7 protein-coding genes and 1 CRISPR repeat array are annotated in these 16,391 nt (G+C 69.3%); of the genes, 3 read left to right on the top strand and 4 right to left on the bottom strand.

Annotated elements, in window-relative coordinates; translation table 11 throughout:
- Nucleotides 1–7: 7 nt before the first annotated feature.
- Genes casB through cas3 form a run of 3 tightly spaced genes read right to left on the bottom strand, consistent with a single transcriptional unit; the run spans nt 8 to nt 5,117 of the window.
- Nucleotides 8–568 (bottom strand): type I-E CRISPR-associated protein Cse2/CasB, encoded by a 561-nt coding sequence (gene casB / locus EOV43_RS00265; RefSeq protein ID WP_128219155.1) that lies wholly within the window; start codon nt 566–568, stop codon nt 8–10.
- Nucleotides 565–2,175, bottom strand: coding sequence for a type I-E CRISPR-associated protein Cse1/CasA (locus EOV43_RS00260; RefSeq protein ID WP_164878747.1), 1,611 nt, complete (start codon nt 2,173–2,175; stop codon nt 565–567). The genes casB and EOV43_RS00260 overlap by 4 nt, the downstream gene beginning before the upstream one ends.
- A complete protein-coding gene (gene cas3, locus EOV43_RS00255; protein WP_164878746.1) occupies nt 2,172–5,117 on the bottom strand; it encodes a CRISPR-associated helicase Cas3' in 2,946 nt (981 codons plus the stop codon). Before cas3 ends, EOV43_RS00260 begins: the two co-directional genes overlap by 4 nt.
- 71 nt (nt 5,118–5,188) lie before the next feature.
- Nucleotides 5,189–10,890: direct repeats of the CRISPR family, unit length 29 nt; unit sequence GGACTCACCCCCGCTCGCGCGGGGAAGGC.
- A 305-nt stretch (nt 10,891–11,195) separates the two neighbouring features.
- On the opposite strand from cas3, the gene EOV43_RS00250 reads away from it, so the two are divergent.
- On the top strand, nt 11,196–12,635 hold the full coding sequence (locus EOV43_RS00250; RefSeq protein ID WP_128219152.1) for an aldehyde dehydrogenase family protein: 1,440 nt from the start codon (nt 11,196–11,198) through the stop codon (nt 12,633–12,635).
- Between the two features lie 76 nt (nt 12,636–12,711).
- Here EOV43_RS00250 and EOV43_RS00245 read toward each other — a convergent pair whose 3' ends face one another.
- Complete coding sequence (locus EOV43_RS00245) at nt 12,712–14,553, bottom strand: hypothetical protein (RefSeq protein ID WP_128219151.1); 1,842 nt, start codon at nt 14,551–14,553, stop codon at nt 12,712–12,714.
- 355 nt (nt 14,554–14,908) lie between these two features.
- On the opposite strand from EOV43_RS00245, the gene EOV43_RS00240 reads away from it, so the two are divergent.
- Both EOV43_RS00240 and EOV43_RS00235 read left to right on the top strand, forming a co-directional pair.
- Nucleotides 14,909–15,547 carry a hypothetical protein gene (locus EOV43_RS00240; protein WP_128219150.1) on the top strand — a complete coding sequence of 213 codons (639 nt, stop codon included), beginning with the start codon at nt 14,909–14,911 and terminating at the stop codon, nt 15,545–15,547.
- Between the two features lie 53 nt (nt 15,548–15,600).
- Nucleotides 15,601–16,302 (top strand): hypothetical protein, encoded by a 702-nt coding sequence (locus EOV43_RS00235; RefSeq protein WP_128219149.1) that lies wholly within the window; start codon nt 15,601–15,603, stop codon nt 16,300–16,302.
- Nucleotides 16,303–16,391 lie beyond the last annotated feature (89 nt).

Genomic DNA, 16,391 nt, shown 5'->3' with positions numbered 1-16,391 from the left:
TGGGTTCTCAGCGAGTGACGCCGGCAGCGGCGTAGTGGAAGTCGAGGACGATCTGGTTGCGGATCTCCTGGGAACGAGGTGTCGCACCGGTTCCCCAGTGGACGAGCGTCCGAGCGAGCGCGGCGAAGTCGACGGCGACGCCTGCCGAGGAACAACGGTCCACGAGGCCGTCGAGCGCCGCAGCCGCTGACTCAAGGTCCAGGAGAGGAAGCGTGGCAACCTGTCTCTCCACGCTTGATCCGCCCACCGCCCGGCTCAACGAGGCGAAGGAGACGCCGAGCGCTCTTCCCTTGGCGTTGCGAACGTCCTTGTTGGAGGCGCGGATGGCCGCAGCCCTCAGCGCGCCAGACCGCTCTCGGGGGGAGAGGCCTCCCAGGTAGGGGCCGGCCGGAACCACTGCCCGCGACTCTCCTGTCCGGGTGATGCCGTGCCGGAGGTCGGCCAGCCACCCCGAGTACAGGTTGCTGCCCGGGACGCGGTTCGCCGCCAGACGCCGCAGCGTTTCCTGCATCAGTGCTTGGGTGGGCGTGACGGGCTGAGGCTCACCGGTGCCTGCGGCGATCGTCATGAGGTCTCCTGTTCAGGTGAAGATGCAGGTGCGGGGAAGTGTTGGGCGCACGCCTTCGCGATGAGACGAGCGAACTCAGCCCGGGCATGGGCCACTCGGGCGACGGCGCTGGGAACGAGCATGGGCGCAGTGGTGCGGTCGAACTCCCGCCGTGCGATGCGGAGCAAGGCCAGGGCGTGGGAGCGCATGTCCACCTCTTCGCCTTCGTGGACGGCGTGGGCAACCGCAGCGAGGACCGGAACGAGACCGGCGTAGAAGGCTGCTTGCCCCGCCTCGGCGGCCGGCGGGATCCGCGAGTCGCCGGTGGCCAGCTTCATCGCGTACCCGAAGGTGTTGCGGCACTGAGCGGCCAGAGTGAGCAGGGAGCGAACTCGCTCGAGCGCGTCACCCGATGCGCCTGCGACGTCAGCAGGAAGCTCGTCCCAAGCAGCGAACTCTCGGTTGCCGTGGGTGTTGCCGTTGTCGCTGTAGAGGGAGTAGAGCCAGTCCTTCTTCTGCGAGGAGGACACCGTGAGGACCCGATCCGTGCGGGCCCACCGATCGAGCGCGGCCCGGATCTGGTTCTCTGCCCGGAACCAGCGTTCGAAGCCCTCAGTGGTGGTGAGCCTGACTCCGAACGCGCCCCGCGGTTTGAGGTCCCCCGACTTCTGTTCGAGGTAGAGCCTCGTGTGGTCGAACTCGTGGACCATGCCGAGGGACGTCTTGTCGTCCTTGCCCAGGCCAGGAACCGGAATCCCCGGGTCCTCCCCGATCACGAATCCCACAGGGGCACCGTCCTCGACGTAGACCAGCGGCAATGTCTTGGCGTACGTGAAACGGGTGACCGAAGCGACATGTGCTGTCGCGAAGTCGCGAGGAAGGCTCTCGTGGTCAAGGAAGAGCGGCAGGTCGTTGCGGCCGTCGATCCATGCGTACGGCATGTTGGCGCAGAGCGTCCGCGCCAGACTGCGCGGATCGGTCAGATGGACAGCGAACGGGTTCACGTGCCACGTCCCGGCGCTCCCCTTGAGGCTCTTGTGCCCCCAGGGATCCTTGGAGTTGCCGTGCTTCGTCTGGAACCACGTGGTGACCAGCAGCAGTGTGAGCTCCGCACACTGGGTCTCGTCCCTGGTGTCTCGGCGCACCGCCCACTGCGACGAGCTGCCACCGGGGGTGTGGGGATGGAGCATGTGCAGGGACTGGAGCTTTTCCGATCGCGCCTTCTCCCGACCTCGGCGAACCTTGGGATCGGCGACGTCGAGGGAGAAGAGTGCCTCGAGGTCTGCGTGCTTCCGGTCCCAGCGTTGCAGGAACGGCCTGTCCCCGGTCAGCTCGAATCGTTCCTCGTACAGGGCCCCGAACTGGTCGACTGCTTCCTCGGGGAACGACCAACCCTCGTCCTCCCCTTCATTCGGGAGGGCGTCGTCACCGACCAGCCGCAGAATCACCGCGCCGACGCTCGGAAGGAAGCGGTACAGCGAGTCGCGGTCCAGCGGAGTCAGACCAGCACCGAGGCCCGCGAGGTCGTGAGCGCGGACGAAGGTGTCCCTGAGGGAGAGCCGGATCTGCTCCCCGTTCCGGTCCTGGAGTGGCACCCATGGATCTCGCCAGGCGTTGAATGTCGTCATGCAGTGTCCTTCGTCAGTCCCGTCTCGGGGTGATAGCTCGCGATGTCCACGAGGTGGCGCAGATCGAGCGGTCGGGCTGCGGCCGCGCGAGCTGACCTGGGCTTCCACTCGTGACCCGCGAGCGTCTTCTCCAGAGCCGGCTCGATCGCCGTCTTCAGCGCGAGCGGAACATTCATCTGGAAACATTCATAACTATGGTGTTGCGATGGCGTCATGTCGAGCAGTTGCTGAATGTCGAGGCTCGGAAATCGCACGGCCTGGCCATCGCCGTCCCTGAAATGGGCTTCGGCGGAGCTGTCGAACAGGAGGACGGTGAACGCCTCCTGCTCGATGAACCGCGTCCGCATCAGCGCTTCGTCATCGGAACGATGGGTCAACGCCACCAGGTCGCACCACCGTGCCGAACGTTTCCCGCGTGGGGCGGGCAGCAGGGCACGTGTCGAGTCGCCCGACGGCCGAGCCAACGAGGCCCGCGAGAAGCTCGCCGCGCGCACGCGGGCCGATCCGGCCAGCACCTCGTCCAATGCTGCCTTCGCCTCGGACTCCTCGATCGCGAAGAGGGCGTGAGGGTCCTGGTCGTAGGCGGCGTCGACCCACTCCTGCGAGAACCCGAAGACGTCCACGACGGGCTCCGACTCGATACGGTCCAGGAGGCTGCGACGAGTGCGAGCAAGCACTGCCGCGAGGTAGGGAGCCGCACCCCGGTGAGACACCTGGCCGGCTTCGTCGACAACAGTGACGACCTGCATGGTTCTCGGTTCTGACTCCGCCAATCTGCCGCCGCGGAACTCTCCCGGCAGAGCCCCCTCGAACCGCCACACCCGCCCCAGACGCTGGATGAGGTCAGGAGCGGGGGCGAGGTCGCTCGACATGAAGTCGACGTCGTAGTCCAGTGATGCCTGGATCACCTGCGTCCCGACGACGATGACGGGGCGCGCCGTCGGACCGAAACCGCAGCCGTGTGCTCCCTTGCCACTGCGACTGACCAGCGCCGCCTCGATCGAGGTGCGATGTCCGGCCACCATCGCGGAGTGGAGACACAGGACGTCATGACTGCGCAGAACTGATTCGTCCGAGGCCAGTTGACGGGCCACGTCGGCACAATCGGCCACGGTGTTGAGCACGATCGCGACGGGGCTGGTCCGATGCTGCGAGACGGTCCGCTTGGCCCATTCGACGTGGGCTGAGCGCCTCGCTTCGCGGTCCATGACCTCCACCACGTCGAATCGTGTCGGCTGTGGTCGCCGGACCTCTCCTTGAGGACTCCTCACAGTGACGTCGACGTGGCCGTCCTCGGCATGGCCGGCAACGGACACCGTGGACGGGAAGGAGGCGACAAGGCCGCCCAGGTCGTCGCCGCCGCCGTCCTGACGCAGCGGGGCAGCCAGTACACCCGCCCGATAGGCCCTGACCATGCTTCGCATGTGTGCTGACGGCAACGTGGCCGAGAGAAGAGTGACGCGGGTTCCGGTCAGGCCCCACCAGTAGAGGAGTTCCACCAGGAGTTCGGTCTGGTAGTGGTCAAACGTGTGGATCTCGTCGAGGACGACGTGGTGGTTGGCGAGCCCGAGAAGCCTGAGGGTGATGTGGCGTTGTGCCAGCGCCCCCGACAGCGCCTGGTCGACCGTACCGACGACATTGGGGGCGACGAGTCTGCGGATGGCTGCGCTGTACCAAATGAGGTCAGGTCGGTTCGAGCACTCAAGATCGTTCGCCCCCTCGAAACTGGGTTCGTCCTCCGACGCCACCAGTTGGACCTGCTGATGGCTCTTGATCAACGGGAACCGCGATGGGTCGTCCAACGCTGCCCCGACCTGTTGGAGACGGCGTTCCATGGCGTCGGTGGTCGCCAGCGTGGGCAGACCGAAGAACAGCCCTTCCTCGGGGCGCGCTGCCCCTCGCAGCAGCGCCGCCTCGGTCTTCCCGTCCCCCGTCGGGTACATGGCGATCCACAAACCCGAGTCGTCCGCGCCCTGACGAGCAAGTGCCTCTGCCTGGAGCGGACGTGGCTGGAAGGCCCCGAGGGTCACCGCTTCCATCTCGTCGCGGGTGAGGTGGCCGAGCGGGCCGAGGGACTGGCGGACGTGGGCGTGCAACGTCTCGCTCCGTACCCGCATCCACTCACGCGCCGTGTCCGTGGACGTGTACGGATCCACTCCTGTGGACCACAGCTCCTTGCCCGAACGGACCTGCGTGTCGTCCGAGGCGATCCAGTCTGCGAGCGTGAGCAGACCGGAAGTACAGGCGAAGGCGACGGCGCCATGGGACGAGCTGAGAGGCCGGACCTCGTCGGCGTCGACCCCCAGAGTTGTCAGGACTCGCTGGTGGACGAGCGTGTGCGGCTCCTCCCAGCCCTCGAGAAGTTCGTCGCCACCGTTACCGACCCACCCGAGGTGAGTCTCCGGAGCTCGCCAGTGTCCGTGGTGTCCCCCCGCAACGACGCCGATCCACCCTGCCCCTCGGACCGATGTGGTGTTCTCGGCCCAGCTGCCCGTGACCATCCGGTGGGTCAGGAATTCGTGGCGCCTGAGCGGATGCAGCGGGTCTGAATCCATCGCCGAGCGCAGGGTTCCAGGAGTCTTGGGAAGGCGGACGCCGCTCGCCAGCTCGTCTGCGAAGTCGAAACCTGATCCGCGACGCTCCTGGAATTGGAAGTAGGGGTTGAGTTTGCCCAGGTCGTGGATCGCCGCAGCGTAGGCCAACAACTTCCGCATCTGGTCCGCATCCACGTCGGCCGCGCGACTGATGGCGCTCCGAAGCTCAGGCCGCACCCGGGTGTCCCAGAGGTGCTGCATCACGACTGCCGTGTCGAGCAGGTGGCACAGGAGCGGGTACGACCCGTCACGGCCTGGCCTCGGGCCTGGATCCTTGCCGTGGAGTCGCGGATCTGGGCGCCGAGACGCGTCGCCCAGATCATTGAGTTCTTCTGTCCCCGTCAGCACGCGGCCACTGTGCACCACAGCACCGACGTCTTCGGTCTCTTTCTTGGTGCGGCCTACGGGAGACTGCCCGTGGGCTCGCCCCCGCTCACGCGGGGAAGGCTGCTTCGCGGCCACAGACACAGCCGTCGCGAAGGACTCACCCCCGCTCGCGCGGGGAAGGCGCGGTCCTGGCGTGGAGCGACGAGCACCGCCAGGACTCACCCCCGCTCGCGCGGGGAAGGCATGGAACAGGGCAGCGGCGACCCGCAGGGGCAGGACTCACCCCCGCTCGCGCGGGGAAGGCGCAGCTCGCTCACTGGTTCGATCACTGGTGATGGACTCACCCCCGCTCGCGCGGGGAAGGCCCCGCTGTCCCGTTCTGGGACGAGGGCAACACGGACTCACCCCCGCTCGCGCGGGGAAGGCTCCTTGTTGAGGAACTTGCTTCCGGGCGTGAAGGACTCACCCCCGCTCGCGCGGGGAAGGCGGGGACGGTGAGGCCGTCCAGGGTCCGGGCGAGGACTCACCCCCGCTCGCGCGGGGAAGGCGGTGAGTCGGGTGGAGGACCGGCGGTCCTTGCGGACTCACCCCCGCTCGCGCGGGGAAGGCGCACTCCTGGGCGGCGCAATGATTCAGGCGACGGACTCACCCCCGCTCGCGCGGGGAAGGCGCTCCGGAGAGGCTGCAGGGCCCCGAGGTCGAGGACTCACCCCCGCTCGCGCGGGGAAGGCAGCTGGGAGGCTTCCTCGTCGGCCAGCGTCTTGGACTCACCCCCGCTCGCGCGGGGAAGGCGTGGGGTTCTGGTTCTTCGTGTCGGGGAACCGGGACTCACCCCCGCTCGCGCGGGGAAGGCCGGAACCGCCGCCGGTTCCAGACCTTCGCCATGGACTCACCCCCGCTCGCGCGGGGAAGGCAACGCTCCATCGCCGACTGTCTCGCCGCCCACGGACTCACCCCCGCTCGCGCGGGGAAGGCATCGCGATCGTGACGAGGTCCTGCACGGCCTCGGACTCACCCCCGCTCGCGCGGGGAAGGCATGGTCGATGCAGCCGTCGCATGGCCCGGTGCGGACTCACCCCCGCTCGCGCGGGGAAGGCCCGTGTTCGTCGATCCAGAACGCGGACTCTTCGGACTCACCCCCGCTCGCGCGGGGAAGGCTAGGACGCTGACGGCATGTCGACCGTTTCCCTGGACTCACCCCCGCTCGCGCGGGGAAGGCACCTCACGAACGGCAGTGTCGGCGCGCTTCCAGGACTCACCCCCGCTCGCGCGGGGAAGGCGGCTGAGGTGGACCAGGACTTGAACCTATTTCGGACTCACCCCCGCTCGCGCGGGGAAGGCAATTTCTGGTTCCGCATCTGGACGCCGGATTCGGACTCACCCCCGCTCGCGCGGGGAAGGCGGCGCCGCGTTGGCGTGCCCGACGATCGCGTCGGACTCACCCCCGCTCGCGCGGGGAAGGCAGTGCCATCAGCGACCGCAAAGCCGCACGACAGGACTCACCCCCGCTCGCGCGGGGAAGGCCGCTACATCACTGAGGCCGAACTCGCCACACAGGACTCACCCCCGCTCGCGCGGGGAAGGCTCGCCCTGGACCTTGCCGCTGGTCGCGACCTTGGACTCACCCCCGCTCGCGCGGGGAAGGCACCTGCTTGGGCATCGCGAAACCGGTCAGATTGGACTCACCCCCGCTCGCGCGGGGAAGGCGCCACAGCCTGGGGCTTCGTGGTGTTCGGGAGGGACTCACCCCCGCTCGCGCGGGGAAGGCCCCCTGGGTTCAATTCGTCGCGGCTTGTCCCAGGACTCACCCCCGCTCGCGCGGGGAAGGCATCGCCAAGCCTGGGCACGGGATCGAGTTCATGGACTCACCCCCGCTCGCGCGGGGAAGGCCCGTTGACTCTGTGCCGGTTCGCTGCATCTCAGGACTCACCCCCGCTCGCGCGGGGAAGGCATGGCCGACAGGACGCCGGCGATCTTGTCCAGGGACTCACCCCCGCTCGCGCGGGGAAGGCCACTGGCACCCCGACGTGTCAGACGCGGACGCGGACTCACCCCCGCTCGCGCGGGGAAGGCCCCACGGAGACCAGTCCTTGCCCTGCTTGGAGAGACTCACCCCCGCTCGCGCGGGGAAGGCCGGTCATCTGCCTGGGCGCGGGCGTCGGCCAGGGACTCACCCCCGCTCGCGCGGGGAAGGCTGGCCAGGGAGGCATCCGACTTGTCCATCAGTGGACTCACCCCCGCTCGCGCGGGGAAGGCAGAAGCGCCGCGTCCAGGGTTCGTCGCGCATGGGACTCACCCCCGCTCGCGCGGGGAAGGCGACGCGATCTCGATACCCGCGACATCGGCAAAGGACTCACCCCCGCTCGCGCGGGGAAGGCAACCCACACTCAACCCCCGCCACTCGACGGGGGGACTCACCCCCGCTCGCGCGGGGAAGGCACACCAGTTTCGTGGGGGTGAACCTTGGGGAAGGACTCACCCCCGCTCGCGCGGGGAAGGCTGGACATCCAGTGCGGTGACCTTGACCTGGAGGGACTCACCCCCGCTCGCGCGGGGAAGGCGCCCTCGATGTCGACGAGCGCGTCGTCGAGGAGGACTCACCCCCGCTCGCGCGGGGAAGGCCGGGTGGCCGCGATGACGCGGGCGACGGAGGCGGACTCACCCCCGCTCGCGCGGGGAAGGCGAGGCGGGGAGGGGGTTCTGCTCCGGGGTGTGGGACTCACCCCCGCTCGCGCGGGGAAGGCCTCTTCCAGCCCATCGACGGCCAGGGGCACCTGGACTCACCCCCGCTCGCGCGGGGAAGGCCACACGCCGGGCACGGCGCGGGTGGTCATGGCGGACTCACCCCCGCTCGCGCGGGGAAGGCATGGCCGACGGGACGCCGGCGATCTTGTCCAGGGACTCACCCCCGCTCGCGCGGGGAAGGCGCGTTCGTCTTCGCTGCCTTGGCCGCGTCGATGGACTCACCCCCGCTCGCGCGGGGAAGGCGTAGAAGCGGCACACAGCCGCTACTTGACGAAGGACTCACCCCCGCTCGCGCGGGGAAGGCCCCATGTAGAAGATCAGCGGGTTCGGGTGCCGGGACTCACCCCCGCTCGCGCGGGGAAGGCGTGCAGAGGTATCGCTTGAGGCTGCCGGACGGGGACTCACCCCCGCTCGCGCGGGGAAGGCCCCATGGCGGCACGGATCGAGCCGGAGAAAGCGGACTCACCCCCGCTCGCGCGGGGAAGGCAGCGGGATCGTGACCGGGGCGGTGGCGGGCTTGGACTCACCCCCGCTCGCGCGGGGAAGGCGGGCGCCTCGGCGCTGGGATGCTGCAGGGCGCGGACTCACCCCCGCTCGCGCGGGGAAGGCTCCGCGATCAAGGTCAGCGACGCCGAAAAAGCGGACTCACCCCCGCTCGCGCGGGGAAGGCCGGGTCAGTAGATCCCCGCGAGGGGGTCGTAGGGACTCACCCCCGCTCGCGCGGGGAAGGCTGCTCGTGCGAGCTGGGCCGGCGTGATGAGATCGACTCACCCCCGCTCGCGCGGGGAAGGCGGTCATGCGAGTGCCACCCATGCGATGAAGAGGGACTCACCCCCGCTCGCGCGGGGAAGGCGGCAGCCTCATGGGTGGCAAACGCTCTACCGAGGACTCACCCCCGCTCGCGCGGGGAAGGCGGCAGCCTCATGGGTGGCAAACGCTCTACCGAGGACTCACCCCCGCTCGCGCGGGGAAGGCCATTCGAGGCAGTCGGTGCGGATGGGGCAGGTGGACTCACCCCCGCTCGCGCGGGGAAGGCGAGAGCGGTAGCCAGTAATTCAGTGCACCCAGGGACTCACCCCCGCTCGCGCGGGGAAGGCCGAGAGCGATAGTGGGTGACGCTGGAGATCAAGGACTCACCCCCGCTCGCGCGGGGAAGGCAGACCACGGGTCAGGTAGGCCTGACGCTCAGCGGACTCACCCCCGCTCGCGCGGGGAAGGCCGGCGACATCGCTTGTGGTGGGCGGAACGATGGGACTCACCCCCGCTCGCGCGGGGAAGGCCCATCTTCGGTGGCGGCGACGTCCCCCGTCTGGGACTCACCCCCGCTCGCGCGGGGAAGGCCACGACGTGGAGACGTTGAAGAACTGCCAGGCGGACTCACCCCCGCTCGCGCGGGGAAGGCGCACCGGTGGAGTCACGCCAGATGGCGACCATGGACTCACCCCCGCTCGCGCGGGGAAGGCTCATCGAACTGCTGCCCGAAGGTGTTCGCGCTGGACTCACCCCCGCTCGCGCGGGGAAGGCGGCTTAAAGGAGACGTGGACGTGATCGAAGTGGGACTCACCCCCGCTCGCGCGGGGAAGGCGGACTCACGGGTGGCGAGAAGCGCTTCAGTCTGGACTCACCCCCGCTCGCGCGGGGAAGGCGCCCGTTCACGCTCAGGAAACGACCGTGGACGGGACTCACCCCCGCTCGCGCGGGGAAGGCTCCACGGCCGTTACCTCGGTGTCCGTGGGCACGGACTCACCCCCGCTCGCGCGGGGAAGGCGACTACTACAAGGAGCGCACCATCCCGGTGTCGGACTCACCCCCGCTCGCGCGGGGAAGGCGCGGGTACTGCAAACGCGTCTGCGTCGCAGTGGGACTCACCCCCGCTCGCGCGGGGAAGGCGATGCCGCTGGAGCTTCGGAGGTAGCGAGGGCGGACTCACCCCCGCTCGCGCGGGGAAGGCCACACGCCGGGCACGGCGCGGGTGGTCATGGCGGACTCACCCCCGCTCGCGCGGGGAAGGCGTACTCCCGCGGTGGAGTACCCGCCCGCGGACGGACTCACCCCCGCTCGCGCGGGGAAGGCGCGCCGATCACTACCACACCGGTCATGTGCGCGGACTCACCCCCGCTCGCGCGGGGAAGGCTACCGGAGCTTGTACGCGCTCGCCGCGTTCATGGACTCACCCCCGCTCGCGCGGGGAAGGCCTTGAGAGTCAGGCTCACGCCACCCTCCCGTCGGACTCACCCCCGCTCGCGCGGGGAAGGCGGCCTCAGCCAGGGTGAGCGTGCCGTTCCTCAGGACTCACCCCCGCTCGCGCGGGGAAGGCTACGGCCACATCGACAAGAGCAAGGTCACCAAGGACTCACCCCCGCTCGCGCGGGGAAGGCACGGAGCGCACGTACACGTCCCCTGGTTTCCGGGACTCACCCCCGCTCGCGCGGGGAAGGCGGAGATTCTTCAGCGACGCACGCCACTGATCCGGACTCACCCCCGCTCGCGCGGGGAAGGCTTCGACCAGAACCTGAAGTGCCGAGGCTTCCAGGACTCACCCCCGCTCGCGCGGGGAAGGCCCTGAGCAGCAATCTCGCCGCTCAGGATGCTGGGACTCACCCCCGCTCGCGCGGGGAAGGCTCCGACAACTGGCCCGGCCAGCGCGTCGAACTGGACTCACCCCCGCTCGCGCGGGGAAGGCCCCAAGGTCTCGGCAACCTCAGGGCCAGTCTTGGACTCACCCCCGCTCGCGCGGGGAAGGCACCGCCTCATCCGGCGAGGCCGTCGCCCCCATGGACTCACCCCCGCTCGCGCGGGGAAGGCGGCATTGAGCCGACGACCACCGCGCACACCACGGACTCACCCCCGCTCGCGCGGGGAAGGCCGGTCATAGGTCACCGGCACGGGCAGCCCCAGGGACTCACCCCCGCTCGCGCGGGGAAGGCGGAGATTCTTCAGCGACGCACGCCACTGATCCGGACTCACCCCCGCTCGCGCGGGGAAGGCCACTTCAAAAAGTGGCTCGACTCCCCCGAAGAGGACTCACCCCCGCTCGCGCGGGGAAGGCCCTACCTGACCTGCTACTTTACGAGCAGACTGGCCCAGCCTCAGTGTTTCCCGTTGAAGACTCTCGCCCCCAGTCCGTCTCCCCCTGCCGTGAAACTGCCGGCGGCTGGGCCCCTCAAGCCGATTCTCAGCGCCCCAGCGTCAAGTGAGCAGGCCTAGGACGGAACGACCATCGCTGATCCGCGGTCCCCGGAAGTGAATCTGGGTTCACGTCCGACCGAAGGTCGGAAAATCTCTCCACACCCCTGTTGGCGTGATCCACGTCACGCTAGGTTCACCCCAAGAATCCACCAGGGGAGGGAACCCATGTCCGAGGTCCAGAACAGGTCCCAGATCTACGTCGACGGCGCATGGCGCGACAGCGCCGGGACCGGACGCATCGAGGTCCTGAACCCAGCGACCGAACAGGTCATTGCCGAGGTCTCCGCCGGTGACGCCGCTGACGTGCAGGCCGCCGTCGCCGCAGCCCGAGCCGCTCAGCCCGCATGGGCCGCGTTGTCGGGTGCCGAGCGAGGCGACTTCCTGGGTCGCATCGCGAAGGAGATCGAGGCCGAGTTCGCCGACCTCACCGCGGTCGCGGTCGCCGACGTCGGGATGCCGGTCGACGTCGCCGGACCGATCCAGGTCGGCGTCCCGCTCTTCCAGTTCAGCAACTTCGCCCAGCTCGCCGCGACGCTCGACGAACCTCCGCAGGAGGTCGGGCCGTCGCTGGTCGTCGAAGAACCGGTGGGGGTGGTCGGCGCGATCACGCCGTGGAACTTCCCGTTCTTCCAGGTCAGCCTCAAGGTCGGCGCCGCTCTCGCGGCCGGCTGCACGATCGTCCTCAAGCCCAGCGAGGTCGCACCCCTGCTGGCCTACCGCCTCGCCGACGTCGTCGACCGGATCGGGCTCCCTGCCGGTGTCTTCAACCTGGTCTCCGGCGGTCCGGAGGTCGGTGCGGCGCTCTCCTCGCACCCCGACGTTGACCTGCTCTCGTTCACCGGCTCCACCGCGACGGGCAAGAAGATCGCGGTCGCCGCCGCGGAGAACACCACCCGGGTCGCGCTCGAACTGGGCGGCAAGTCCGCGACGATCGTCCTCGACGACGCCGACCTCCAGTCCGCGGTCGCCGACGCGCTCGGCAAGTGCTTCCTCAACTCCGGTCAGATCTGCATCGCCCAGAGCCGTCTCCTGGTCCCGGCCTCGAAGGTCGCGGAGGTCGAGGCGCTGGTGCAGGCGATCGCTCCGGCGTTCACCCCTGGGGACCCGACGCAGAGCGGCGTCGTCACCGGTCCGCTGGTCTCACAGGCCCAGCGCGAGAAGGTGCTCGCGCACGTCGAACGCGCGGTGGCCGACGGCGCTCGCGTCGTCGTGGGTGGCACCCCTGCCCCGCAGGAGACGGGCTTCTACGTCACCCCGACGGTACTCACCGACGTCTCCCCCGACTCCGCGATCGCGCAGGAGGAGGTCTTCGGGCCGGTGCTGGTGATCCTCCCCTACGAGACCGACGACGACGCCGTCGCGATCGCCAACAACTCCGCCTACGGCCTCTCGGGCGGCGTCTGGTCGGCCGACACCGACCGTGCGCTCGCGGTCGCGAAGCGGCTCCAGACCGGCATGGTCAACATCAACTCCGGCCAGTACAACCCCGCCGCTCCGTACGGCGGCTACAAGGCGTCGGGCTACGGACGCGAGGGTGGCGTCGAAGGGCTCAAGGAGTTCCTGCAGACCAAGACGATCAACTACCCCGCGCCTGCCGAGGGCTGATCACCGCACCACCTGCGCGAGGTGGAGGATCACTGTCAGCAGGTGACAGTGATCCTCCACCTCGTTCTCCGTCAGCTCAGGAGCAGGCGTCGAGGAGGCGAACGGCAGTGGCACGGAGGTCGTCGGTGACGGCGCCGCCGGGAAGCACAGCCGTGGCAGGAGCGTCGCGTTCGGCCACGGCCACCGCGCGTCCGTCCCACCGCAGCTCGACGACACCAGCATCGGTGCGTCCGAAGTCGAGGTGCTCGTCGACGTCGCGTTCCTCGGCCTCGACGAGCACCTCGGCGAAGAGTCGAGCGGCCTCGCTGTGCAGGCCGAGTTCGAGCAGCTCACGCCAGGTCCGGACGACGTCGACCCGGTCGTCGAAGTGGATGCCCAGGTGCGGGTGCGCGGGGTCGAGGGCTTCCCACGTGGCCCGCTCGACGAGCGCCACCGCACGGTTGCGCAACGCGTCGTACTGCTGGGTCGAGAGGCGTGCCAGGAACGGTTCGCTGAGCCCGGGGACAGTGTGCGCGGCCCCCGAGGCGACGTCGTGGGAGGACGCAGCGATCTCGAGGTGGACGTCGAGGTCGGCGAGTTCGAGGCGGTGCTCGCCACACGTCCACGTGACGCGCAGGTGCCGCAAGGTACGGGCAGCCAGGGTCGCGTCGGGCAGGTAGACGACGAGGTCATCGAGGATCGCGGTGGAACGCGGCAGGGTCGCGCGGAACCAGTGGGGCCGGGTGTAGTCGGTGCGGCCGGGTTCGGCGCCGAGCCAGCGCGGAGCCGGCGTGTTCACGGCCCAGTCCCGGAGGCCGGCGGGGGCGGCCTCAGTGAGCGTCGCAGTGAGCGCGCAACTCGCGAGGGTGTGCAGCCACTGCCCCACTGCGACGACGAATCGCGGACCTTCACGACGCACGTCGGCCGGGGACTGCGCCGGGTCGGGGACGAGCGCGAGGTGCGGTGAGCCGTACCACCGGTCGAGCCAGAACCGGACGCCGTCGGCCGTCGCCGAGGCGTCGAGACGGATGGCGAGGTGCGGGTGCTGGAGCGCGATCAGCGCCAGCCCCGAGGTGCCGCCCACCGTCGCGCCGGGTTCGTGGGCCGCGGGGGTGGTGAGCCATTCCTCCAGGAACGCGACGAGGCTGCGCGGGGAGTCGACGGTGAGGGTCTCCCCCGAGGTCGTCCCCGGCCCGAGGTCGCCGCCGGGGGCTGCGCTCGCGTCGAGGGTCGCGACCACGCCGAGCGCACCGCCGTCCCACGTCAGGGCCGCTTCCGCGGCGGCGAGTGCGACGGAAGTGAGGACGTCGGCGGTGTCCTGACCGGAGTCGTTGACGGCGTACGGGTCTGCGACGTCGAGGTCGACGGCGGTGAGCGCGTGGTCGGTGTCCTCGAACGCCGCCCAGTCGGGGCCGACCGGGACCGGGAACACCTTCGTGAAGAGGCGTCCCTCGGCGACCCAGCAACGCACGTACGGGCTGTCGCCGTGCTCGGGGGGCGCAGCGGGTTCGAGGAGCAGGTCGGCGCCTTCACGCAGCGCGGTGGCGAGCCAGGCGCGGGTGTAGATGGTCAACGCGAGGCGTTCGACCTCTGCCGCGAGCTCCGGGACGCCGATGTGCGGAGCGAACGGTGCGGCCGCGAAGGCGGCGAGCGGACGTGCCGGTTCCCGCAGGTCCACATCGCTGCGGACGACGGCGATCACCTGCGCGTCGGCGTGGAACAGAACCACTTCGCGGTGGTGCGGCGGACCGGGGTCGACGCGGGCCAGCGTCGCGGTGCCGAGCATGGCGGCGAACTCGTCGGCGTCCCGGAGGTCGACGTCGACCGAGCCGTGGTCACGAGTCAGCCGGACGACGCCGTCCACCACCGGCCCGACGAGGACGAGCTCCCACCCGTCAACGCCTGCGCAGACCTCACCGGGACCGCTCTCGAGAGCCATGTCGTTCCTCCGTCAGTCAGTGAAGTGCCGATGCCCACGATGCACCGCGTCCCCAACCCTCACACGCGGCGCCTCAAGATCGGCGAGCACGTCCCACGCACGCTTGCAGGATGGGGGTGAAGCGAAAAAGGGCCCGCGGTTCGCACCTCTCTTGGAGCATCGCTCTGTGAACGACCAGTCTGACCAGTCCCCTCTTGACGAGTCCCAGTCCCACCCCCAGGTCGGCCAAGTCGCGAACGGCCACGTGTTCACAACACACGGCTGGTATCCACTCCGGCACCTTCCACCGGGATCACCTGGCCCCTTCTACGCTGGCGACGTCCTGAACGGCCAGGCTTTCACCGGTGAGCACTGGGTGCACCTCCCGAATGACTTCCATGCACCTGCGACGCCGCAGCCCTTGGCAGCGCCCGGTGGCGCACTCCCTGCCCAGCCCAAGAAGCGGCTCAGCAGAGGCAAGCGCATCGGAATCGGTGTCGCGATCTTCGTCGGCGTCGTGTTCGCCGTGAACATGATCGTAGGCATCACCTTGGCGCTCACGACCGCCCTGCAGGCCGACGACACGAAGGCCACTGTCCAGAGCACGACGAAGTCCCCCGCCCCGTCTGCCTCACCTTCGCCACGCCGGCCCACTGATACCCCCACTGCACGTCCCAAACCGACGAAGAGCGCCCAGCAGATCGCCGACGAGAAGTACGCGGCGGAGATGAAGAAGGCCGGCTGGAAACAGATCGACGACGACGTCTGGTCACGCTGGGACGAGGGCGAGTCCGACATGTTCTTCTACACCTTCAAACTGCGCGTGGTCAGTCCCACCGGTTGCAACAACAGCCTCTACGTCAAGGGCTCACTCCTGGACCAGGGCGGGACCGTCATCGGTTTCGCCAACGACGTGCTGCCAGGTCTCGCGGCCAACCAGCAGGCCGTTCTCGAACTGACGTCCTACGACGACAACGCTGCGTCCATCCAGCTCGACGAGGTCAGCTGCTACTGATGAGCGCAGCAAGTCCACTTCCTCCTGTCCCGGTTCCGCCTAGAGTCCCGCCCATGGACGAACAGTTCGAGGCGAGGGTGGCTCTACGCATCTCGAAGGAGGTGCGGGGCCAGTGGGCGCTTCCGGTGGACGAGAACGTCTCGGTGGGCCGGCTGCCGACGGCAGGCCTGCACGTGGGCGACTCCTGGGTGCCGAGTCGGTTGTGCCGTTTCATTCCGTTCGAGCGCGGTTGGGTGCTGCAGTTGGGGCGTCCGCGGGCATTGGTCGCCAACAAGTACCTGGGGCAGCACACGTTTCGCGGGCGCGCAGCGGTCGCCTTGCAGCCGGGGACGTCGATCATCCACTTCCCCGAACTGGACGACGAGCTGTACCTGCGGGTCACCATCGGTGCCGGTCAGGCGGAGGGGCTGACAGTGCTGCACGACCTGCCCGCGCAGCGCGAGGGGACCTACGACCGAACCTCGGGACGGTACGCGATCGACCAGGTGGTGCTCACTGACAACCAGCGGCTCGTGCTCGCCGTGACGTACCGCCACCTGCTGGTGCGGGCCGCAACGCCCGACAACGTCGCGAAGGCGGCGGCGCAGGCGCTCGGCAAGAGTGAGCAGGCCGTCAAGAACACCCTCACCGACGTACGACGGAAGGTGAACCGGGAGCGTTGGCTGCACCTGCAGGACACCGAACACCTGGGCCAGTACCTGTGCCGATTGACGCACACCATCACCATGGCTGACCTGCCCGAACAGTTCCGCTGAGGTGACACCACTGCCGTCCGGGAACGGAGGGGGGTTACCCGGGTAACCCCTCCGAAACGGCCCTCCTCGGCAGAGTCCTTCTTGTCGGT

The sequence above is a fragment of the Nocardioides yefusunii genome (assembly GCF_004014875.1).
GTDB lineage: Bacteria > Actinomycetota > Actinomycetes > Propionibacteriales > Nocardioidaceae > Nocardioides > Nocardioides yefusunii.
Note: the sequence above shows the minus strand (reverse complement) of the source record. Positions and strands in the feature narration are given on the sequence as shown.